The organism is Candidatus Spongiisocius sp. (assembly GCF_965221825.1).
Taxonomy (GTDB): domain Bacteria; phylum Actinomycetota; class Acidimicrobiia; order Spongiisociales; family Spongiisociaceae; genus Spongiisocius.
Genome location: NZ_OZ244917.1, coordinates 2,847,749 through 2,869,783, shown reverse-complemented (window position 1 = coordinate 2,869,783; position 22,035 = coordinate 2,847,749). Strand labels below are relative to the sequence as shown.

Genomic DNA, 22,035 nt, shown 5'->3' with positions numbered 1-22,035 from the left:
TCGTAACCGGGTGAACCATAGGCTTGGGGGCGCGGTGAAGAGCGCGGAAGGGAGCGGCGTTGGCGGAGGCCGGTAGCGAACTTATTCGCCTCGAAGGTATCTACAAGATCTTCGGTCCCCAACCCCACGGCCGGGCGTTCGATCTCGCCCGGGCCGGAGTGAGCAAGGACGAGATACTCCGGCAGTCCGGCCATGTCATCGGCATCAGAGATGTCAACTTCTCGGTCTCACAGGGCGAGATTTTCGTGGTCATGGGCCTCTCCGGATCCGGCAAATCCACCGCACTACGCACCGTCAACAAGCTATTTGAGGCCACTGCAGGCCAGGTGTGGGTCGACGGAACCGACGTACAGGCACTCGACGGGACCCAACTCCAGACCTTCCGCCGCGAGAAAATGGGAATGGTGTTCCAGCATTTCGCCCTGTTCCCGCATCGGAACGTGATCGACAACGTCGGCTACGGCCTGAAGGTCCAGGGAGTCAACAAGGAGGATAGGGACGCGGCCGCGCTGAGGGCACTGTCGTTGGTGGGTCTCGAACCCTACGCCCGCTACGTTCCGCGCGAGCTCTCCGGTGGAATGCAGCAGCGCGTGGGATTGGCCAGGGCACTGGCCTCGGATCCCGACATCCTGCTGATGGACGAGGCCTTCTCCGCCCTCGACCCCCTCATCCGCCGCCAGATGCAAGATGAGATGCTCGACATCCAGAACGAACTCCGCAAGACCATCCTGTTCATCACCCACGACCTCAACGAGGCGCTGCGAATCGGTGACCGGGTATGCATCATGCGAGACGGCGCCGTGGTCCAGATCGGAACCCCCGAAGAGATCCTCACCGAACCCGCCACCGCATATGTCGCCGAGTTCGTCCAGGATGTCGATCAGGGACGTGTGATCGAATGCCGGGAAGTCATGCTGGAACCCAAACCCATCAACCCCGACATGTCCCTCGCAGACGCGTTGGACCATATCGGTGACCGCAGTGGCGCCTTCGCATGCGACAGCCGGGGTCACCCCACAGGACTCCTGACCATAGGCGACTGCGTGAGGGTGGCGAGCATGGGCTCGGTGGACATGTCGGTTGCTCTCAGGGATGACTTCGACACCACAACGCCACAGACGACCCTCAACGATGTGTACGCCTCAGCGGGGCGCGGGCTGCCGATCGCGGTGGTGGACGACGACGGCAGGTTGGTAGGCAACCTGGATCCGCGTCACATCATGGAGGAGATGGGACGGGTGGAACAACTCATCGACGGCTTCGAGCGGGAGACGTACCTTTGAGCGCCCAGAACCTAGCTCCATCCATCCTCGCCCAGCAGGATGGAGCGCCTGCTCGGATAAACATCTGGGACAACGCCATTCTCGATGAGTGGCGGATCCCGTTCGGGGACTGGATCGAACAGGCTATCGACTGGGTCGCAGTCAACCTACCGACGCTGCTCGACATTATTCGCTGGCCCTTCGACACAATGATCCGGAACCTCGTACGGGACTTCCTCGTCGAGATCTCGTGGGTGTGGATCGTTGTGGCGATGGCGCTGATCGCCTGGCTGACCCGTAACGCGAAGGTGGCCGCCTTCGTAGCCGTTGCCCTGACGATCTGCGGACTCCTGGGTGACGGATACTGGAAGGAAACTGCCGCCACCATCGGCTTCATCGGAGTCGCAGTGATCCTGTGCGTAGCGATAGGAATCCCGGTCGGCATCGCCTGCGGACGGGTGGACAGTATCTGGCAGGTGACCCGACCGATCCTCGACGCCATGCAGGTGGTGCACTCGTTCGTCTACATGCTGCCGTTCATCTGGTTCTTCGATCTGGGCGAGGTGTCGGCCACGATGGTGACCATGGTGTTCGCCCTCCCGCCGCTGATCCGGCTCACCAACCTCGGGATCCGGCAGGTGCCCGCTGATGTGGTAGAGGCCTCTCGCGCCTACGGAGCCTCGGAGCTCCGGGTCCTGTTCGACGTTCAGATTCCCCTGGCCCGACCGGCCATCATGACCGGCATCAACCAGACTTTGCTGCTGGCAATCTCCATGCTCGGTATCGCCGCCATCATGGGAGCGGCAGGTCTGGGACGACTCCTGTTCCGGGCGATCAACAACCAGAACGCCGCCCTCGCCGCGTCAGCAGGCCTGGCCTTCTTCCTGGTGGCTGTGGTGCTCGACCGGATGTCACAGCGAGAAGGCACCGAATCCACGCACTTCCTGAAGCGGATCCACCTGGCCTGGAAGCACCGGCGCGACCCCGAGGTTCTCATCCCCGATGCCGAAGAGTCGGCCGTGGTGAAACACGACGAGATCGAAGTGTTCGCACCGATATCACCGAGGGAGCGTCTCGCGATGGGGCTCTCGTTGATCGGCGCAGCCGTGGCCGTCCTGAGCACTTTTCTTCCCTGGTCCATCGACGCCGGCAAGATGAGTGCTTTCGGCCGATGGTCGGACGCGTCTCTCGAGGGTCAGCTCAGCGGCCAGTCCTTCGGCGGCTTGGACCCGACCGGCGGGTCGTGGTTCGGCATCGTGGTACTGGGCCTGGGCGCATTCGTCATACTCGCCGTGATCGGAGCCTGGGCGCGACCCGGACGCGCTCCCCGCTGGCTCGCTGCCGACGGCGCCGCGATAGCGGGCATCTGCCTCCTTATCGTCACTTGCGCGCACTTCTTGGGACAGTCGGTGAGAGAGGCCAGGGTCGCGCCGGATGCGGTCGACCCCGCCCTCGGAGCAGGCATTTACCTCGCCATCGCGGGAGGGCTGATCGCCCTGATCGGGACCGTCCTGTGGCTCAGAGCGGCAGACCACTCCCCCCTCCATCCGCTCCCCACCGGGATAGCTTGGGGACGACTCATCGGTCTCGGGATCGCCGTTCTCGTACTTGTCCTGGGCATGTTCTCTGCTTGGAGCGCCGATAGCCGCCCGGACCGGGCACTCACCCCTGAGGCTCTCGCGGAAGCAGAGGCCAGGGTTCTGAGAATCGAGGAACTGAAACGCTTGTCGGAGGAGGACCCGGCCAACAACGCTGTCTATGCGGCCGACCTCTTGGTCGAGACGGCAATAGCCCGCAAGCCCAGCACCACGGATGGCATATCCACGGGCGGTTCCCAACTCGGCCTCTGGGCTCTCGTAGCGGGCTTTCTGGCTCTCCTGACCGGACTTCCCGGAGCCGGCGTCTTCGGCGGAAGCGAGCAACGCAGATGGAGGTGGAACGCCGCTACGGCCGGCCTCGGTCTAGGCGCTGCATCCATCGCCTTCGCGTGGATTTTCACTCACGTACGATCCGGCGATCCCCAGTTCTTGACCGGAATCGGGGCATTTCTCACCATGCTAGGTGGGCTGATAGTCCTAGCATCTACCATGAGCGTCTTGAAGGAGTTCCGACGCGCAAAGGTCTACGGAAACCCGCAGGATGTAGAGACAGAGGCCGATGCCACAACCAAGGTCGCAGCCGGAGCCTCTATGTGAACCTTCCACTCACGCGGGAGCAGGGACTCCCGCCTAACCGAACTCGAAACGAACCAGAAAGGAGCATGATGAAACTCAGTATCAGAATCACCTCGGTCTTGGCTGTTCTCGCTCTCGTGGCAGCTGCCTGTGGCGATGACACTGACGACGCACCTGCCACCACCGCACCCCCGGTGACGGTGACGCAGGTTGTGATCGACGAAGCTGCCAAGGCAGAGGCTGAAGCCGCGATAGCCGAGGCTCAGGCCATGATGGACGACGCCGCAGCCATGGCGGCGGACGCCGCAGCCCAAGCCTCAGAGGCCGAGTCCATGTCGGAGGAGGAACAGGCCATGGCCGCGCAAGCCCAGGCCGAAGCCGAGGCCATGATGGAAGAGGCCCAAGCCATGCTTGAAGAGGCCGAAGCCATGGAGGCAGAGGCTGAGGCTCGGGCTGCCGAGGAAGCGGCCCGGATGGAAGCAGAGGCCATGAGGCCTCCCGGTGAGGGTGTCAGCCTGACGATGGCCAGGGCCAACTGGTCGACGGGCTACTTCCAGGCTGAGTTGATGCGCCAGATGATGCAGATGCTTGGCTACGAGGTCTCCGATCCCGCCGATCTCGAGTTGGGCCCGTCGCTGGCATACCTGGCGATGGCCCAGGGTGAGGCCGACTTCTGGGTCAACAGCTGGTATCCGGGCCACAACAGCTGGCTCGCGGCCGAGTTGCCGGACGGCTCCCTGGTCGGTGAGCACGTGCGCCGGGTCGGTGAGTTGATGATCGCGGGTGGCTTGCAGGGATACCTGATTACCAAGTCGTTCGCCGAGGAGTACGGGATCAATACCCTCGACGATCTGAACAACAACCCGGACGCCATCGCTGCCTACGACGCGCAGGACGTCAACCCCGGCAACGGCATCGCCGACATCTACGGATGTCCGGAGAGCTGGACCTGTGACGACATCATCCAGAGCCAGATCGCCCACTCAGGCTGGGCGAATATCGAGCAGGTGCTGGCAGGCTACGACGCCATGTTCGCCGAGGCCACGGCCAAGGCTGACGCCGGCGAGCCGATGGTGGCCTACACATGGACCCCGAGCTCGTACATCACGGCGCTGCGTCCCGGCGACAATGTCGTGTGGGTCGGCGTCGAGAGCCCGATCGACGACTCCAACCCGCTCGGCCGTCCAGGCGGCGAGGAATGGGACCAGAGGCCCGGTACTGCGGCCATCGGTGCCGATTCCTGCCCGAGTGCGGCGGACGACGGAGTCTGCGAGATCGGTTGGGTGGCCGCTGATGTGATCGCTTCGGCACGCCATGACATGCTGGCCAACCACCCGGCTGCCGCCAAGCTGCTGGAGATCGTCAAGCTCAACGTCGTCGACGTGTCGCTGCAGATCGTCAGGCAGGATGCCGGAGAGGATGTCGGCACCCTCGTCACCGAGTGGATCGCCGCCAACCAGGACCAGGTGGACGCCTGGATCGCAGAGGCGCTGGCCGCGGCCTAGTCCGATCCGTTCTACAACCGAACACAGTCTGGAGGGCGCCGGTTTACCGGCGCCCTCCATTCGTCTCTGACAACCAGAACGGCGAACCGGCTCGCGGTACTGCGAGAATGGCGAACGAACCGGCTTCTACGAGTCGCAGCACATGAAACCGAAAGCAGGACCCACCGGGGACATGCCTGGACCGTCTCACCGAACGAGTTCGCCCGAGCCGGCTGACGCCGATCTGCGAGCCGACGTCAGGCGCCTCGGCCGCCAGCTGGGCGAGACGCTGGTCCGCCAGCACGGCCAGGGATTACTCGACTCGGTCGAGCGCGTCCGGACCCTTTCCCGCCGGCTGCGGTCGGCGCATGTCGAGGTCTCCCACGAACTCGCCGAACTGCTTCGAGAGATGGACCTCGAACACGCCCTGCAGCTGGCTAAGGCCTTCACCGTCTACTTCCATCTCGCCAACGCGACCGAGCAGGTCCATCGGGTCGAGGACCACCGGGTGGAGGAACTCAGCGCCGAGGGGCAGACAGCCGAACCCGGCTTCGAGGAGAGCCTCTTCGCGCTGGTCGAGTCGGGCATACCGCCCACCGATGTGGTCTCGCTGGTCCACCGGACGGTGCTGAAGCCCGTCTTCACCGCCCATCCGACCGAGGCCACCCGCCGAACCGTCCTCGAGAAGCTGAGCGAGATCGCCGATGCCACCGCCACCAGGAGCAACCCGAGAACCTCCAAGGCGGATCGGGCGCGTATCGACCGCCGGGTGGAGGAACTCATCGAGGCGATCTGGCAGACCGACGAGCTTCGCGACCAGCGGCCGAACCCGATCGACGAGGCCCGCTTCGTCCGCCACTACCTCGAACGGACCATCCGCGAGGCCCTGCCCGGCCTGCTGGACAACATCGCCGCCGCCGTACATCTGATCGGGGGCGAGCTGAGCTCCGACAGCAGCCCGATCCGGTTCGGTTCATGGGTCGGCGGCGACCGGGACGGGAACCCCAACGTCACGCCGGAAATGACCGGGACCGTAGTGGAACGGCAGCGGCAGGCCGCCCTCGAGATTCTCATCTCCGAGGTGGAGGGTCTGGCCGGCGAGTTGAGCGCGAATACCCGCATCATCGAGATCTCGGACGGACTCGCGGCATTCATCGACCGGCACCGGGCGGCCTACCGGGATGTGCTGGAGGGCACCAAGGACCGCGAGCCCTACCGCCAGGGTCTGGCAATCGTCCACCAGCGCCTCCTGGAGACACGAGACGGCAGGCTCCGCGCCTACCGCTCTCCGCGGGAACTCCTTGACGACCTGGCCGTGCTCGAGTCCTCCCTGCGCGAGAATCGAGGCACCCTCCAGGCCGGTGGCCGGCTGGCGAGGACCCGGCTGCTGGTGGCCACGATCGGTTTCCATCTGGCCGCGCTCGACATCCGCCAGCACACCGATCACCACCACCGGGCGATAGCCTCCCTCACGTCCTACCTCGGTGCCGGCTACGGCGACCTGGACCGGAAGGGCAGGACCGCGTTCGTGGTCGGTGAGCTCTCCGGTACCCGGCCGGTGGCCCCGCCGGGAACCGGCGCCGGTGATGACGAGACGCTGCAGCTCTTCGGCCTGCTGAGGGATCTGCTGGATGAGCACGGCGATCAGGTGATCGACTCCTACATCATCTCGATGGCCCGGGGAGTGGACGACATACTGGCCCCGATGATGCTGGCCCGCGAAGTGGGTCTGGTCGATCCGGTCCGGGGGGTGGCGCGCCTCGGCTTCGTCCCGCTTTTCGAAACCATCGACGACCTCCGGCTGCTCGGCCCCACCCTGGAGGAACTGCTGGCGGTGCCCGCCTACCGCCGGCTCCTCGATCTGCGCGGCGGAATCCAGGAAGTCATGGTCGGGTACTCGGATTCCAACAAAGACGGGGGGATCACCACCTCGCAATGGGAGATCCACAAGGCCTTGCTGGTCATCCGCGACATCTCCCGCCGCTCCGGGATACGGATCGACGTCTTCCACGGGCGGGGAGGGTCCGTCGGGCGGGGCGGCGGCCCCACCCACGCCGCCATCCTCAGCCAGCCGTACGGAACGCTGGACGGCGTCATCAAGCTCACCGAGCAGGGCGAGGTGATCGCCGACAAGTACGGCCTGGCCGAGCTCGCGCACCGGAACCTCGAACTGGCCCTGTCGGCGCTGGTGGAGGCGTCCCTGGCCCACCGCGCCCCGCACCATGCCGTAGAGGACGTCCGACGATGGCACGAGATCATGAACCTCATATCCTCCGCTGCCTACGACACCTACCGGCGGTTCATCGACGATCCGGGCATGGTCGAGTACTTCACCACGTCGACACCGGTGGAGGAATTGGGCCTGCTCAACATCGGATCCCGCCCTGCGAAGCGGCGCCAGACGTTGGGTGTCACCCACCTCCGGGCCATTCCGTGGGTGTTCGGCTGGACCCAGTCACGCCAGATCGTCCCCGGCTGGTACGGCGTGGGAAGCGGCTTCGCCGCCGCCTCCAAGGCGGGACTGGGTAGCGACCTGGCCCGGATGTACCGGGAATGGCCCTTCTTCCGCACCTTCGTATCCAATGTCGAGATGACCGTGGCCAAGACCGATCTTTCGATCGCCCGCCACTACGTGGACAACCTGGTACCGGTCGAGCGCCGGCCCATGCTGGAGATGATCGCCGCCGAGTACGCCCTCACAGTTTCGTCCCTCCGGCAGGTGACGGGGGCCGACCTGCTGGCCGATCGCCCGCTGTTGCGGCGCGCCCTGGCGGTGCGTGACCCCTACCTGGATCCGTTGAACGTGCTGCAGGTAGAGTTACTGAAACGATCCCGTTCGGGCGACCACGAGAGATACCGGCGCGGGCTGCTCCTGACCATCAACGGCATCGCGGCGGGTATGCGCAACACCGGATAACACCCGACCCGACCCGATCGGAGCCACCGACCCGCACGCCGGTCGTTGACCTGAAGTCTCGCTAGGATGCAAGGTGCGGGCGTTCTCGAATATCCCCGTTCGACTTCGGGGACCATCGGTCAGGATCGTGCCGGGAATGTCTCCCGTGACCGGCGGTACAAGAAGGAGATGACCCGATGCTCGGACCCCTCGCCCGTTTCGCGACGCGCCGGCCAGTGGTCACCATCGGTATATGGGCCGTGCTGGTGCTGGTCTCCCTCGGCCTGGTCGACCGGCTGCTGGACAGCGCCACCACCACCGAGTTCCGCCTGTCCGGCCGGTACGAATCGGAACAGGCCGCCGCCCTCCTCGAGGACAGGTTGCGAGGCCCCAGGCAACTGGCCGAGTTGGTCGTGGTCGAGTCATCCTCCGTGACCGTGGACGACGCCGCCTTCCGTACGAGGGTCGAGTCGCTCGCCGCCGAGATCACGGCCCTGGGACCGGACGTGGTGACCCTGCAGGACCACTTCTACGTTTCCAACAATCCGGTGCTGGTGTCCCGTGACCGGCAGACCACCATCATGGCCTTCGCCATGACCGGCACCGCGCAGAACGCCACCGTGGACGTCGGTGACATGATCCACATCGTCGAAGAGGCCAACGGGGTGGACGGCTTCCGGGTGCTGATCGGGGGCGACGCCAGCGTCGCCTACGAGTCCAACGAGTTGGCGCTCCACGACCTGGAGAGGGGCGAGCGGTTCGGAGTCCCGGTGGCGCTCGTCATCCTGCTGGTGCTCCTCGGCGCGGTGGTGGCGACCCTGCTCCCGCTGGGCCTGGCCGTGGTGGCCATCGTCCTCGCCCTGGCAGCCGTTGCTGTCATAGGCCAGCAGTTCCAGCTGGTCTTCTTCGTCACTTTGATGGTGGTGATGATCGGCCTGGCCGTCGGCATCGATTACTCGCTCCTGGTCGTCTCCCGCTTCAAGGAGGAGTTGGCGCGCGGGCTGCCGACGCGTGAAGCGGTGGGGCGCGCCACCGCGACTGCCGGCCGGACGGTGATCTTCAGCGGCGCCACCGTGGTGCTGGCCCTGGTCGGTCTGCTGATCACGCCCGCCTCCTTCTACCAGTCCCTGGCGCTGGGGGCGATCCTGGTGGTGATCTTCGCCATGCTGGCGACCGTGACGCTGCTACCGGCCGTCCTGGCGTTGCTCGGTCCGAGAGTGGACCTGCTCCCGATTCGTTTCCTGGCCAGGTTCTCGCTCAAGAGCCCGGACACCTCCCAGGAAGGCTTCTGGGAGAACGTCACCCGGCTCGTGATGCGCCGACCCGTGATCAGCATCCTCCTTGTCGCGATCCCGATGCTCGCCCTGTCCTACTTCTACCTGGACATGCGGACGGGACTCAACGACGTCAACACCTTCCCTGACGGCGCGCAGACAAAGGAAGCCTTCCTCCTCCTCGAGGAGAAGTTCTCCGTGGGGAGTGTCACTCCCGCCGGCATACTCAGCCCTGCCGAGATAGTCGTGGAGGGCGACACCAACGACCCCTCCGTAGCGGCCGCGATCGGGAAGTTACAGGGCGCTCTGATCGCCGACCCGCGCTTCCCCGTACCGCCGGCCCGGGAGGTCAACGACGCCGGGGATCTGACGCTCCTGTCCCTCCCCTACCCGGGCCAACCGAGCAGCCCGGAAGCCGCCGATCTGATGTCGGTCCTCCGCGGAGAGATCGTCCCCGCCGCGTTCGAAGGGACCCCCGCCCAGGTCTACGTGGGCGGCCTGACCGCGGAGGTAGCCGACTTCTTCGGGATAGTGAGGGTCTACACGCCGATCGTCTTCGCCCTGGTACTCGGCCTCAGCTTCGTCATCCTGATGATGGTCTTCCGGTCGCTGGTGATCCCGCTGAAGGCCATCATCATGAACCTGCTCTCCGTGGGCGCCACCTACGGGCTGCTGGTGCTGGTCTTCCAGAAGGGCGTCGCGATCGACCTGTTCGGGTTCCAGCGGGCCGACGTGATCGACGCCTGGATACCGCTGTTCCTGTTCGCCGTCCTGTTCGGGCTCTCCATGGACTACCACGTCTTCCTGCTCAGCCGGATACGGGAGCGCTACGACGAGACGGGCGACAACACCGAGGCGGTGGCCTACGGGCTCCGCTCCACCGCCGGGATCATCACCGGCGCCGCCCTCATCATGGTGGTCGTGTTCGGCGCCTTCGCCACGGGACGGACCATCATCAACCAGCTCATGGGCTTCGGTCTGGCGGTGGCCGTGCTACTGGACGCCACGCTGGTCCGTTCGGTCCTGGTACCGGCCAGCATGGAGGTACTCGGCAAGCGCAACTGGTACATGCCGCCCTGGCTCGACTGGCTCCCCGACCTTCGCGTCGAGGCGGAGGAGCATCCGGAAGACGCCCTTGAGGAGGCTGCGCCGGGTGAGAATACCGAGTGACTACGCGGCCGGCTACGCCGAAGCCCGCCTTGTCGATGCGCAACTGGCACGCAGCTACGTCGCCCATACCGTGGTGGGGGACCCCGAGGCCGACGCCTTCATCGCGCAAATCGACGCGTTGCCTGTCGAGGAGGCGAACCTCCTGATTACGGCCGGCATGCGCCGCAATGAGGAGGTCCTGCGCCGGGGGCCGTCGTTCGTCCGGGAGTTCTTCGATCCGATGGACACGCCTCCCGACTGGGTGAACCAGTCGGACTTCCGCCTAGGTGTCCGGATGTTCCACAGGAACTCGCCGGTGGTGCTCGCATCAATGCTCGCCGGCACCCTTGTCGAGGGGTTCTCGACCAACATCAGCAAGTCCTTCTTCATAACCGGGCGGCTCCGGGATCAGGGGGTCCGCCGCTTGAAGCAGAACAACCGCCACATGGTCGAGATCTTCATGCCCGGCGGTCTGGAGAGAGCCGGTGACGGTTGGAAGCTGTCCGTTCGGATCCGGATCGTGCATGCCCGGATCAGGCGCCTGCTGGCGGAATCGGATGAGTGGGACGAGGATGCCTGGGGCACGCCGATCAGCGCCGCCCACGTCGGCTTTGCCATCGTGGCCTTCTCAGCCCGCTTGCTCAAGCACATGAAGAACCTCGGCGCCGTCTACACCGAGGAGGAGCGGGCGGGCTTCATGGCCGTATGGCGGTATACGGGTTACCTGATGGGTATCCCCGAGTCGATCCTGTACACCGACGAGGAAGAGGCACTGAGGATCTTCAAGATCGGGGGCATGTGTGAGCCCGACCCCGACTTCGAGTCGATTGCGATGGCAAACTCGTTGATCCATGCAGGTCCGCTGCTAGTGGACATGACCGAACCGGAGGTCCGGCAGAACTTCGCCAAGTACGTATTTCGTGTATCGCGCGCCCTGATCGGCAGGGAGTTATCCGACCAGCTGCATTATCCGGCGACCCCGCTGGTGGGGGTGCTCCCCTGGTTCCGCATGCAGCGGCGCTACCAGCGCTTCGCAGCCCGGTACCTGAAGCCGTTGGCCAAGCAGAACAACTTCACCGCCTTCACCTCACTCCTCCAGGTATCAGTCTTCGACGAGGCCGGAATCAGCTACAGGTTGCCCGACCATGTGTACGCCGAGGAGTCCAGCCGCTGGTAGGGCCGGCTGACCGGATGGGAAGGACTCCAGCTTGGCGAGGGCGTCGGTGGCCGTGACCCGGCGGTCGTAGTCGAGCGGGCCCTTACCGTTCGAGGGAGCGGCGAACCCGATCCGGACCGTCGACACCAACGAATTCAGCAAGGACCTCAGCCCGGGCGGCAGAGGGAAGTACTCATCCTCCTCGGTAACCCGGAACAGGCTCCACCCTTCGGTCGGATCAAGGCGATCGAGAACCTCCCGGACAAGGTGGTCGGGAGCCGATGCGCCCGCCGTCAGCCCGACCACGTCCGCAGCGTCCAACCATTCGGTTCGGATCGCATCCGCAGAATCGATCCGGTAGGCGGCGGCGCTGCGCATTCGGGCGGTCCGGACCAGGGCATTGGTGTTCGAGGAGTTGTCGGAACCAACCACCAGGATCAGGTCACACTCGGAGCTCATCTCGAGCACCGCATCCTGGCGGTTGGTGGTGGCGTAGCAGAGATCGCTCTTGCGAGAGGTCTCCAGGCTCTCGTAGCGCCCCGAGGCCTCGGCCCTGATCGCCTCCCACTCGTGCATCCCGAGGGTGGTCTGGGCGAACAGCGCCACCTTGCCGGGATCTCTGGGACTGAAGCCTGCCAGCCCCGTCTCCGGTTCGACCAGAGTGATGTTCGAAGGCGCCCGGGCCATGGTGCCCACCGCCTCATCGTGACCTTCGTGGCCCACGAAGATGATGTCGAACCCCTTCGCCGCCCGCCGCTTGACCTCATGATGAACCTTCGCCACCAGCGGGCAGACTGCGTCGATGACGATCCCGGCCCGCTCTTCCCCGTCCTGCACCACGTCGGGGGCGGAGCCATGGGCCGACAGCATCACGGGAGCGCCTTCCGGCACCTGGTCGATCGAATCGACGAACACCACCCCGGCGCGTTCGAAGCACTCCACGACGAATCGGTTATGGACGATCTCGTGGTAGCAGTAGACCGGGGCGTCGAATATCTGGACCATCCAAACAAGTGCCTTGACGGCCATGTACACCCCGGCGCAGTACCCGTTCGGCTCTGCTAGGTAGACACGTCTGGGACGGCTGGTGGTCAGGAGCGCACTGTCCGGCATCCCGGCAATTGTACCCACAGCCAGGAGCGTAGGCGCCGGACGCCGCCTACCCGCCACCGGCCACGAGGATCGTCCCGCGATCCCTGCCGCCGGTCAGCCATCCTGCGACCAGCAGAGCCGCGAAGCCGATCGTCCAGACTCCGTGCAACACCCACGTCAGGTCGGTCGGGACCAGGTAGTCGGGGAGAACCATGCTCCAGCCCCGGTAAAGGGGGTTGGTGGTCAACATGAAGTCCACGATCAGGGTCACCCGCCCGGTGGTCGCTTCGATCACCAGCACGAGAAACGCCAGGACGCCGGTGACACCGATCAGCAGGAACGGGAGGCTGGACCGCGGCGCCGCTCGGTCGATCCACATCATGAGAAGCAGGATCAGGGCGGGCAGTACTGCCACCACCTGGCGGCCGGGCCACCACCATCCGTGCATCGTCTGTGCCAGGAAGGCGGCCACCAGCCACCCGACCAGCGGCACACCCAGCAACAGGTGACGATGCGGAGCACCCCGCCTGGCTGCCCAAGCGACGGCCGGCACCGCCATCAGGTATGCAGGTTGCCAGGCCGCCAGCCCGAACCCGCGGTCCACCCACAGGCCGAGCAGGCGCTGGGAGCGGCTTGCATAGTCGGGTGACGGCCCGAGTGCGGTGAGCTCTCCCCCGACGAAGAAGTCGCCTGCCGCGTAAGGGGTCCAACCCCCGTAAACGGCCTGGTTGAAGGCAAGATAGGCGGCACCCGCGCCGGCCAGAGCCAGCAGCAATCCCGCCATGTGCCGCGGCCGGCGGCGTAACTTCCATGCCCCAGCCACCGCCAGCACCGCCGCTACGGGGATGTACTTGACAGCCAGCCAGGGCAGGGCGATGACCGACGCCGCCAGCCCGGCGGTCGTGGCCCGGCCCGGGCGCCCCGAAAAGGCGGCGATAGCCACCGTCACCATCAGGGCTGCGGCGATCTCCGGGTACACCTGGGTGGCGTAGAGGGCAAGCGGCGGAGAGAGCGCCAGCACGACCGTAACCCCGGCCGCCACCCGGGGCCGGACCCCGAATCGCGCTACCGCGACCCAGAACAGCAGGCCTGCCAGGATGCCGGCCAGTGCCGCCAGCGCAACCTTCGCTCCCACCCATCCGCCGATCCTCATCGGGAAGGCCAGGTACATGGGCAGTAGCGGGCCGTGCGGGCTGATCCGTGACCCGTCAGGCTGCAACAAGGTCTGCACGGGCAGCAGCACCTCGTGGAAGTCCCGGTACGCGCCCGAGTAACGCTGGTTGGCGATGTCCAGATCTCCGTCCTCCGCGATCGACAGGGCGGTCAGCAGATACTGGGGCTCATCCGCCGAGGTCTGGGCGCCGTAGGTGGCGCGGGCCGGAATACCGGCCAGGGTTACGAGGAAGATGCCGAGCCCCACCAGGATGGCGCTCCCCTTGATACCCAGCGTCACATCCTCAGCTCACGGCGTAGCACGAACACCCAGGTGAGGACGCCCGAAAGGAGGATGAGCACCAGTGACGTGATCCCGACCTCGGCGAAGAACCCATCCTCGGCGGCGCTCCACATCCTGGTGGCCAGGGTCTCGAACCCGATCGGGGCGAGAAGCAGCGTGGCGGGTAACTCTTTGAGCGTCGACAGCAGCACCAGACCCCCACCTGTCACGAGGCCAGGCATGACCAGGGGGAGGTCGATGGCGAGAAAACGCCGGCGTCCGGTCACTCCCAGCGTACGGGCGGCTTCATCGAAGCGTCGTGGCACGTCGGCGATGGCGGCCTGCGAGGCCTTCATCGACTGGGCCCCGAAGTGGAGCACGTACGCCAGGACCAGCAGGGGGAAGGTCTGATAGAGCGCCGCTAACGGACCGGGCGCCCGGATCGCCCAGAACACCACCGCCAGGGCCACGACCAGTCCCGGTAGCGCGAACACAGAGGTAACGGATGCGGCCGCCGCCCCCGAGATCCGGTTCCGGTGCCTGGCCGTGGCATAGGCGACGGGCAGCGTCAACGCCACCGCGGCCACGCCGGCCACGACCGACGCCACCGCCGAGTTGAGGGCGGGTTGTACGAGGAACCCGAGCCCGTCGCCGAGACCCGAGAAGCCGACCCCGACCGTGGTCGAGCCCCGGATCACCCAGAGTAGGAACACTGCCAGAGGGGCCACCAGGGCCACCCCGACCACTCCGGCCGCCAGCGCCACGGCGGGGCCGGCGGCGCGGCCCAGCCGGTACCGCACCTGCCGGCCCCCGATTCCCTTGCCGGGCCGGCGGTCCGGCGTCACAGCCCGCTCCGCCGTGGCCACGATGAGAGCCATCACGGCCAGGACCAGCCCGAGGGTGAGCGAGGTCGCCCGGTCGAAGAGCCGGGACGAGAAGATGGCGCGGGTGATGGTGTCGTAGCGCATCATCGCCACGGCGCCGAAGTCGCTCAGCCCGTAGAGGAACACCAGCATGGTCCCGGCCGCCACCGTGTCCCGGATGTTGGGAAGGACCACCCTGACCATGGTCCGCCAGGGGCGGCTGCCCAGCAGCCGGGCCGCCTCCTCGACCGTCGGAAGCGTGGTGGAGAGACGGGCCAGCACCGGTAGGTATACGTAGGGATAGCTGAGCAGTGTGAGAACGATCAGCGCACCCCAGAATCCTTCGATCCTGGGCACGAAGGGCACGAGCCCGCCCGGTCCGAATGCCGATAGCAGGGCGGTCGCACCCACGAAGGAAGGGATCACCAGAGGCAGGGGTAGCAACACCCGCCACAACCTTCGTCCGGCCAGATCGGTGCGGGCGACCATCAGGGCCAGGATGGTGCCGAGCACCATGCAGGAGGTGGCGGCCGACGCCGCGATCAGGAGCGAGTTACCCAGCGGCCGCAGCGTCCGGGCGCTTGCCAGTATTTCCCAGAAGTCCGCTCCGAGCCTCAGGCTCCCCCAGGCCAGGTATCCGGCCGGGAAGAGAAAGAGGAAACCCAGCACCACCACGATGACCGCGAAGGCCGGATGGGGTCGTGTACGGCGGGATACGGTGGTAGCCCCTACCTCAGGATTGCTCGATCCCGCTTTCATCGATCAGTTCCTTGGTCCTCTCGAGCCCGCCGCCCAACTGATCGAAATCGTAGGTGGCCGCGCCGATGCTATCGAGCGAAGGGAGTCCCGAGGAAGGCCCGACACCGGCAGCGAGAGGATATTCGAACGTCTTCTCGCTGTAGAAGCGCTGAGCCGGTTCGCTCAGCATGAACTCCACCAGTTGGTCGGCCAGGTCGGGGACATCGGTGGTGGAGAGCACGCCGATCGCCGTGACTATGAGCAGTGATCCTATGTCGCGGTCCGGAAAGTAGTAGTTCTCCGAGGCCACGCCGGGGTCCTCCGCCTGGGCACGGAAGTTGTAGTAGTGATTGACCAGGCCCATCGGCACGTCACCGCGGCCCACGGCCTGGACTATCGACGTGTTGTTCGGATAGGTGCGGGCGCCGTTGGCCACCAATCCCTCCAGCCAGGCCAGGGTCGTCTCGTCGCCATGGGTCTCGCGCATGGCGGTGACGAAGTCCTGGAACGAGCCATTGGGAGGCGCTACCGCTACCCGGTTGCGGAACCGCTCCCCGGTGAGCTCGAACACGGAACCGGGTAGCTCGGACGGGTCGACCAGGTCGCGGTTGTAGACGATCACCCGCACCCGGCCGGACATCCCGACCCACAGACCGCCGGCGTTGCGGAACTCCTCCGAGACGAGGAACAGGACCTCGTCGCCGATCGGCCGGAGCCTTCCCTCACCGGCCAGGAACCCGATGGCGCCGGGGCTCTGGGAGATGAACACGTCCGCCGGAGTACGATCGCCCTCCTCGTCGATGAGCAGGGCGAGGTCGGCGGACTGGCCGTAGCGAACCTCTATATCGATACCTGATGTCTCGGCGAAGTCCTCGAGCAGCGGCCCGATCAGGTTGGAGGTGCGGCCCGAGTAGACGGTTATCACATCATCGGAGCCGCCACAGGATGCGGCCACCATGGCCAGTGCCGCCAGGACCACCGGGACAGTCCATCGCATCAGACGGGATCTCCTGGTCGCCTTGCTTCTCATGCTGCGACCAACCGTGCGCCGGCCTGACGGATCGTGACTCTCTCAAGATCGGTAGTGAGGTCGACGCCCAGGTCCACCCGTGCCCTGGTCGGGTCTGCGCAGGTGACCCTCACTTCCTGGGGATCCGCCCTCACCACCCTCACCGGGGCCTCCCGACCCATCGCCGAGAAGACCGCCTTGACCATCTCGTCGAGCAGGCGCGGCCTACCCGCGCCCAGGTTGACCGTTCCGCAGAATCTCCGGTCGGCCATGGCCATCAATGCCTCCACCACCTTGCTGACATCCGTCACGTCGCGGGCGCGGTCCAGACCGCCGAACACCTCCACGGGTTCGCCGCGGCGCACTGCCTCCATCCAGATCGACAGCGCCATGTCCGGACGCTGACCCTCTCCGATAACCGTGAAAGGCCGGGCGATGGCCAAGCCGTCACCGGGCCGGCGGTACTGCAGTGCCAGCCGTTCCATGGATGCCTTGAAGTGCCCGTAGCGGCTGATCGGCCGGGTGGGGTCGGTCTCCCGGCTGGCCCGGTGGGAGCCGTTCCTGCGGGCCGCGTCCCCGTACACGGAGGAGGACGAGGCGAGGATCACATGGGTCCGCTCGGCGACGACGGCCATCAGGTGATCGGTGGTCATGATGATATCCCGGTGCCGGAGCCGGTCGACGCGCGGGGAGTCGCTCCGGATCCCGGGTCGAGCTGCGAGATGGAAGACCACGTCGGCCCAACGGGCCCATCGAGCGAGCTCGGCCAGGTTGCGGCGATCGGCTAGGTCCATGGTGACTTGCAGGCCGGCTGGGCCCCGGACGCGGCGGCGATCAATGCCGACCACCTCGTCTCCGCGGGATGCGAGACGCCTGACGAGGTTCGAGCCGATGAATCCGGACGAGCCGGTGACGAGTGCCTTCACGCCGGTGGAGCTTAACGGTTCCGCACGGATGTTGTAAAGTATGCCAGATTGTATGTATTCGGGTACCCTAACTAGATTGGTCCGGTGGGCCGACTTGACGGTGTCGGCACAGGGACGGCCTGGTCCGGCGCACGCCGCCGGCCGCGCATGGCTTCGCTGCCGGTGCGGGACGCCGATCGGGTACGGAACCCGAACAATTTGCACGAGGAACCGATCGAAAGGGTGGCCAACAATCATGCGTAGACGTATGCGATTCATCATCGCGCCGGTGGCGATGCTGGCACTGTTCGCCGCGGCATGCGCCGAGGACGACGGAGCCGAGGTTCGTACCCTCGACGAGGGCGAAGGCTCGGTGTCGGTGTCGGCATCAGGGACAGGCTCGGCATCGGCCACCGGATTGTCCCTCGAGGAGTTCGAGGGTGGAACCGACAACCCCTTGGTCCAGGAAGCGGTAGACGGCTACAAGGCCTACGTGGTGGAACAGATAGATGCGATGATCGCCGGAAATGCGGTGTTCGCGGACGCTATCCGTGCCGGTGATCTCGATGCGGCTCAGGCCGCTTACGCACCCGCCCGGGTCGAGTGGGAACGGATCGAACCGATCGCCGGGCTCATCGAGGAGATCGACGGGGCGGTGGACAGCCGGGTGGATGACTTCGAAGGTCCGGACGACCCCGAGTTCACCGGGTGGCACCGCATCGAGTACATCCTGTTCGAGCTCGGAACCACCGACGGGGCGGCTCCATTCGCCGATCAGTTGGAAGCCGACCTGCAGACCCTCAAGGAGGGTATGGCGGCGCTGGAGTTGCCGCCGGCCGCGGTAGCGGTGGGGGCTGCCGAGCTGATCGAGGAGGTCTCCGAGGGGAAGATCACCGGCGAGGAGGACCGTTACTCGAAGACAGACCTCTGGGACTTCAACGCCAACGTCGAAGGGGCGCAGAGTGTGATCGAGTTGCTCACGCCCGCCCTGCAGCAGGCGGATCCGGACCTGCTAAACGACATCAACGCCGGCTTCCTGGAACTGAACGGCACGCTGTCGGGCCTCAGGGATGGCGACGGTTGGGTGCTCTATTGCCAGGAGAACGATCCCTTCCCGTCCCCGCTATGCCCGGAAGTGACCGTCACCCAGGACACCGTGGACCTGCTGAAGGCGCAATTGGCCGGGCTGTCCGAGAACATCTCCCTTACGGCCGGGGCGCTGGGACTGAGCTAGCAGGAGCGCGGTGAAGGAACGGAACCGGCCCGACCCCCCCGAGGGCAGCTGTCTTTCCCGCCGCGACTTTCTCAAGACCGGAGCAGTTGGCGGGGCAACCCTGATCGGCGCCCCTGCCCTGCTCACAGCGTGTGCCGCCGGCGATCAGGACACGGCATCCGCGGATCCGGTTCCGGACGCCGCGCCGAGTTTCGTCGAGTTCTACGGGTCCCGCCAGACCGGGATCGCCCCGCCGGTGGTACCCACGCTGGGCATGATGGCTTCCTTCAAGGTGCTGTCGCCCGATCGCGACTCCCTGCGGGATACCTTCATCGAGCTCACCGATGAGATACAGGGACTGATGTCTGGGCGCCCGCCTCTCATCCGCGACGATGCCTTCCCGCCCACCGACTCGGGCATCCTCGGCGCCACGCCCACGGCCGACAACCTGAGCGTGGTCGTGAGCGTCGGCGCTTCGCTCTTCGATGAGCGCTACGGGCTGTCGGCCAAGACACCGACCGAGCTGGTCAGGATGCCGTTCCTAGCCAACGACCGGCTCGACCCGGCCCGGACCCATGGTGACCTGTTACTGAACATCGACGCCGACCACCCCGACACCCTCCAGTTCGCGCTCCGCCAGCTGATGCGGCGCCGCCGCCGAGACCTAGTCCTGCATTGGCTGATCGAGGGCTACACGCGCGGCGCCGGCGCTCGCCAGGCAGGCGCGGGCGCGCCCCGCAACCTGCTGGGTTTCAAGGACGGAACGGCCAACCTGGACGCCACCGATGTCAGTTTGATGGACCGCCATGTGTGGATCCAGCCCGGTGATGACCAGCCGGAATGGACGGTCGACGGAACGTACCAGGCCGTGCGGGTGATCCGGATGTTCGTGGAGTTCTGGGACCGCACCCCGCTGGCCGAGCAGGAGGCGATCATCGGTCGCCACAAGGAGTCGGGCGCGCCGCTGGGTATGGAGAACGAGACCGACACGCCGGTGTTCGACGACCCGACCGGGGACAGGACTCCTCTCGACGCCCACATCCGGCTGGCCAATCCAAGGACACCCGAGTCCGAGGACAACCTGATATTCCGGCGTGGCTTCTCGTACACCCGCGGCTTCGATGCCGCAGGCCGGCTCGACATGGGCCTGGCGTTCGTCTCGTACCAGCGGAGTATGAGTAAGGGGTTCCTGGCCGTCCAGGATCGTCTGACCGGAGAGCCGCTCGAGGAGTACATCATGCCGGAAGGCGGCGGTTTCTTCTTCGCACTGCCGGGAGTACCCGACGAGGGCCGCTTTCTCGGCGATGGCCTCTTCACCTGAACGGGACGCTCCCGGTACGACCTGACCCCGCACCAGGAGGCTTCTCGCTGGTCGAGTTTCCCGGCCGCCGGCGCGATAGGGACAGGTAGTCGGAAAACATCTCAGTTAGGTTGCCCTAAGATGACGACTCAGGGCAGCTTTAGCCCTCTCGTTCGGAGTATCCACTCCGGCTGCGAGTCCGGCGGGGAAGGAGCAACACCGATGAACCCACGGAAGAGACCGGTCGTTCTGCTGGCGGCACTGATGTTGGTGGTAACGGCGTGCGGGACTGACGACGGTGGCGAGGTCCGCCAGATCGATGATTCGGGCGGGTCGGTCAGCGTATCGGCGTCAGGCACGGGGTCTGCTTCAGGCACCGGATCCGCCAGCGCCTCGGCAACGGGCACCGGGTCCGCGTCGGGTACCGGTACAGGCTCCGCTTCAGCCTCCGGCTCGGCAACGGGCACCGGGTCCGCGTCGGGTACCGGTACAGGCTCCGCTTCAGCCTCCGGCTCGGCAACTGGCACCGGGTCCGCGACCGGGTCCGCGTCGGGATCGGCATCGGTGGTGGGCAGCGGCGTTTCCGGCGCGATGGGAGGCTACCGGCCGGTGTCGGACGTGGCCTCGCACGCCAGGGCGGTACTAGACGTCTGCGACATCAACGGTTTGCTACCCAAGGACGCTCCGATCGATTACGACGCTGTCTTGGAGATCTACGAGGTCGGCGGGAACTCGGTGAAGGGCGACGGCTCGATACGCACCATCGCAGGATTCGCCCGTAGCGAGCGCCAGGAGCCGATCTGGGATGACTACGTGGCCTACTACGGCGACCCGACCTGGCTGGACACGTTCGTGATGGCGGCAATCGAAGGGACCGGGCCGTTCGCCGGGGAATCGGACCTCGTACGCCGCCAGGGTATCCAGAAAGGCATCCAGAACCAGATCATGATCGCTTGGGCCATCCATGAGTTGGTGGACGCGTTGGATAGGGCGGTCGGCGGCGATTTCGATACGGCTTCCGGAGCACCCCATGTCTGGGACGAGGGATGGGCGTTCTACCACGGTGATGCTCCCGACTGCGGCCCGTATGCCACTGCGGACAAGCGCGGCGGCAACTTCGGCACCGGAACCGCGGTCAACGACGCGCTGGCGGCCGCCTTCACCAGGGGTGTGGAAGCCCTGGCGGCTGGCGACGAGGCGGCCGCCCGCGCCGCGTCGGAGGAGATCATCCGCCAGATCACCATCACCTACCTGCAGGCGACGATCCGCTACGCCAACAAGATGGATTCCGCGCTGGCGAACGGCGACGCTGACTCGGCCCGCATCTCCCAGGCAGAGGGCTGGGCCTTCTACCGGGTGATCGAACCGCTGGTGGCGGCCGCAAGCCCCGAGGTTGCGACGGCTGTAGCCTCCCGGCTCGACCTGTCGCTCGGTGACCCGCAATCCGGAACGGCCGGTTTGGTGATGGGGGCACTCCCCTCGGTCTATGCGAGCCTCGGCATCGACCCCCACGAAATAGGCACGCTGAACCCGGACGATCTCTTCGTTCCCGCCGAGCCGGCCGGAATCGTCCCGGGAGAGGATGCCGACGTCGACGCCATCGTGCTCGCATACCGGACGGTGTTCGACAGCACGGTCCCGTTCGACAACAAGGTCCCGTTCCTCGAGGACGCGGAGAGCCTGCGCGACACCAACACCGAATACCAGGCGGCAGCCGAGGCCATGGGCGGGATCTCCCTCGAGCCCGTTTCGGTGGTCATCGATGGTGACCAGGCCCAGGTCACCTACGACATCCTCTTCAGCGGGAGCGTCGCCTACTCCGACCTCGCCGGGGACGCCCAGCGGATCGACGGCAACTGGAAGATATCCCGCGAGAGATTCTGCGGTTTCATGGCTTCGGCCCGGGTCAGTTGCCCGGCCGGCTAGCCAAGGCCCGCCGGGGGGTGCTGGTAGCGGCGCTGCTGCTTACCTCCTGCAACCCAGCACCCCCGGCGCCCCCTTCGACAACCGCGACGACCGGGACCGCTACCGCAGCGGTGCCCACTTCCGGGCCGACGACAAGTCCGGCGCCGCCTTCGACGCGGT

Annotated in this window: 14 protein-coding genes; 9 read left to right on the top strand and 5 right to left on the bottom strand. The window is 66.1% G+C overall.

All coding sequences use genetic code 11. The features are described from left to right. The first annotated feature begins 59 nt into the window (after positions 1-59). The 6 genes from ACOQPD_RS13280 (at position 60) to ACOQPD_RS13255 (ending at position 11,416) form a co-directional block, all read left to right on the top strand. Entirely contained in the window at positions 60-1,283 is a 1,224-nt protein-coding gene (locus ACOQPD_RS13280) for a quaternary amine ABC transporter ATP-binding protein (protein ID WP_420612437.1), read from the top strand. After that, the gene (locus tag ACOQPD_RS13275; protein ID WP_420612436.1) at positions 1,280-3,457 is read left to right on the top strand and encodes an ABC transporter permease; all 2,178 of its coding nucleotides are present in this window, start codon (positions 1,280-1,282) and stop codon (positions 3,455-3,457) included. Before ACOQPD_RS13280 ends, ACOQPD_RS13275 begins: the two co-directional genes overlap by 4 nt. A gap of 65 nt (positions 3,458-3,522) precedes the next feature. After that, entirely contained in the window at positions 3,523-4,941 is a 1,419-nt protein-coding gene (locus ACOQPD_RS13270) for a glycine betaine ABC transporter substrate-binding protein (protein ID WP_420612435.1), read from the top strand. Between the two features lie 142 nt (positions 4,942-5,083). Next, positions 5,084-7,837 (top strand): phosphoenolpyruvate carboxylase, encoded by a 2,754-nt coding sequence (ppc, locus tag ACOQPD_RS13265; protein ID WP_420612434.1) that lies wholly within the window; start codon positions 5,084-5,086, stop codon positions 7,835-7,837. Between the two features lie 176 nt (positions 7,838-8,013). Next, positions 8,014-10,260, top strand: coding sequence for an MMPL family transporter (locus tag ACOQPD_RS13260; protein ID WP_420612433.1), 2,247 nt, complete (start codon positions 8,014-8,016; stop codon positions 10,258-10,260). Then, complete coding sequence (locus ACOQPD_RS13255; RefSeq protein ID WP_420612432.1) at positions 10,244-11,416, top strand: oxygenase MpaB family protein; 1,173 nt, start codon at positions 10,244-10,246, stop codon at positions 11,414-11,416. Before ACOQPD_RS13260 ends, ACOQPD_RS13255 begins: the two co-directional genes overlap by 17 nt. Here the strand turns inward: ACOQPD_RS13255 and ispH are convergent. The 5 genes from ispH to ACOQPD_RS13230 are packed head-to-tail and all read right to left on the bottom strand — an operon-like array spanning position 11,342 to position 17,458. After that, positions 11,342-12,508 (bottom strand): 4-hydroxy-3-methylbut-2-enyl diphosphate reductase, encoded by a 1,167-nt coding sequence (ispH, locus tag ACOQPD_RS13250; protein WP_420612431.1) that lies wholly within the window; start codon positions 12,506-12,508, stop codon positions 11,342-11,344. The genes ACOQPD_RS13255 and ispH overlap by 75 nt on opposite strands. Positions 12,509-12,554: 46 nt before the next feature. Continuing rightward, a complete protein-coding gene (locus tag ACOQPD_RS13245; RefSeq protein WP_420612430.1) occupies positions 12,555-13,940 on the bottom strand; it encodes a hypothetical protein in 1,386 nt (461 codons plus the stop codon). After that, positions 13,937-15,544, bottom strand: a complete 1,608-nt coding sequence (locus tag ACOQPD_RS13240) for an ABC transporter permease (protein ID WP_420612429.1) — start codon at positions 15,542-15,544, stop codon at positions 13,937-13,939. Before ACOQPD_RS13240 ends, ACOQPD_RS13245 begins: the two co-directional genes overlap by 4 nt. Then, complete coding sequence (locus tag ACOQPD_RS13235) at positions 15,519-16,520, bottom strand: iron ABC transporter substrate-binding protein (RefSeq protein ID WP_420612428.1); 1,002 nt, start codon at positions 16,518-16,520, stop codon at positions 15,519-15,521. The genes ACOQPD_RS13240 and ACOQPD_RS13235 overlap by 26 nt, the downstream gene beginning before the upstream one ends. Before the next feature lie 29 nt (positions 16,521-16,549). Then, positions 16,550-17,458 (bottom strand): NAD-dependent epimerase/dehydratase family protein, encoded by a 909-nt coding sequence (locus ACOQPD_RS13230; protein ID WP_420612427.1) that lies wholly within the window; start codon positions 17,456-17,458, stop codon positions 16,550-16,552. 235 nt (positions 17,459-17,693) lie between these two features. Here ACOQPD_RS13230 and efeO point away from each other — a divergent pair, with 235 nt between their 5' ends. The 3 genes from efeO (at position 17,694) to ACOQPD_RS13215 (ending at position 21,876) form a co-directional block, all read left to right on the top strand. Then, entirely contained in the window at positions 17,694-18,671 is a 978-nt protein-coding gene (gene efeO / locus ACOQPD_RS13225) for an iron uptake system protein EfeO (protein ID WP_420612426.1), read from the top strand. A gap of 10 nt (positions 18,672-18,681) precedes the next feature. Then, a complete protein-coding gene (locus tag ACOQPD_RS13220) occupies positions 18,682-19,971 on the top strand; it encodes a Dyp-type peroxidase (RefSeq protein ID WP_420612425.1) in 1,290 nt (429 codons plus the stop codon). A gap of 120 nt (positions 19,972-20,091) precedes the next feature. Next, positions 20,092-21,876: an FEA1-related lipoprotein gene (locus tag ACOQPD_RS13215; RefSeq protein WP_420612424.1), complete on the top strand. Its 1,785-nt coding sequence runs from the start codon at positions 20,092-20,094 to the stop codon at positions 21,874-21,876. Positions 21,877-22,035: the final 159 nt, after the last annotated feature.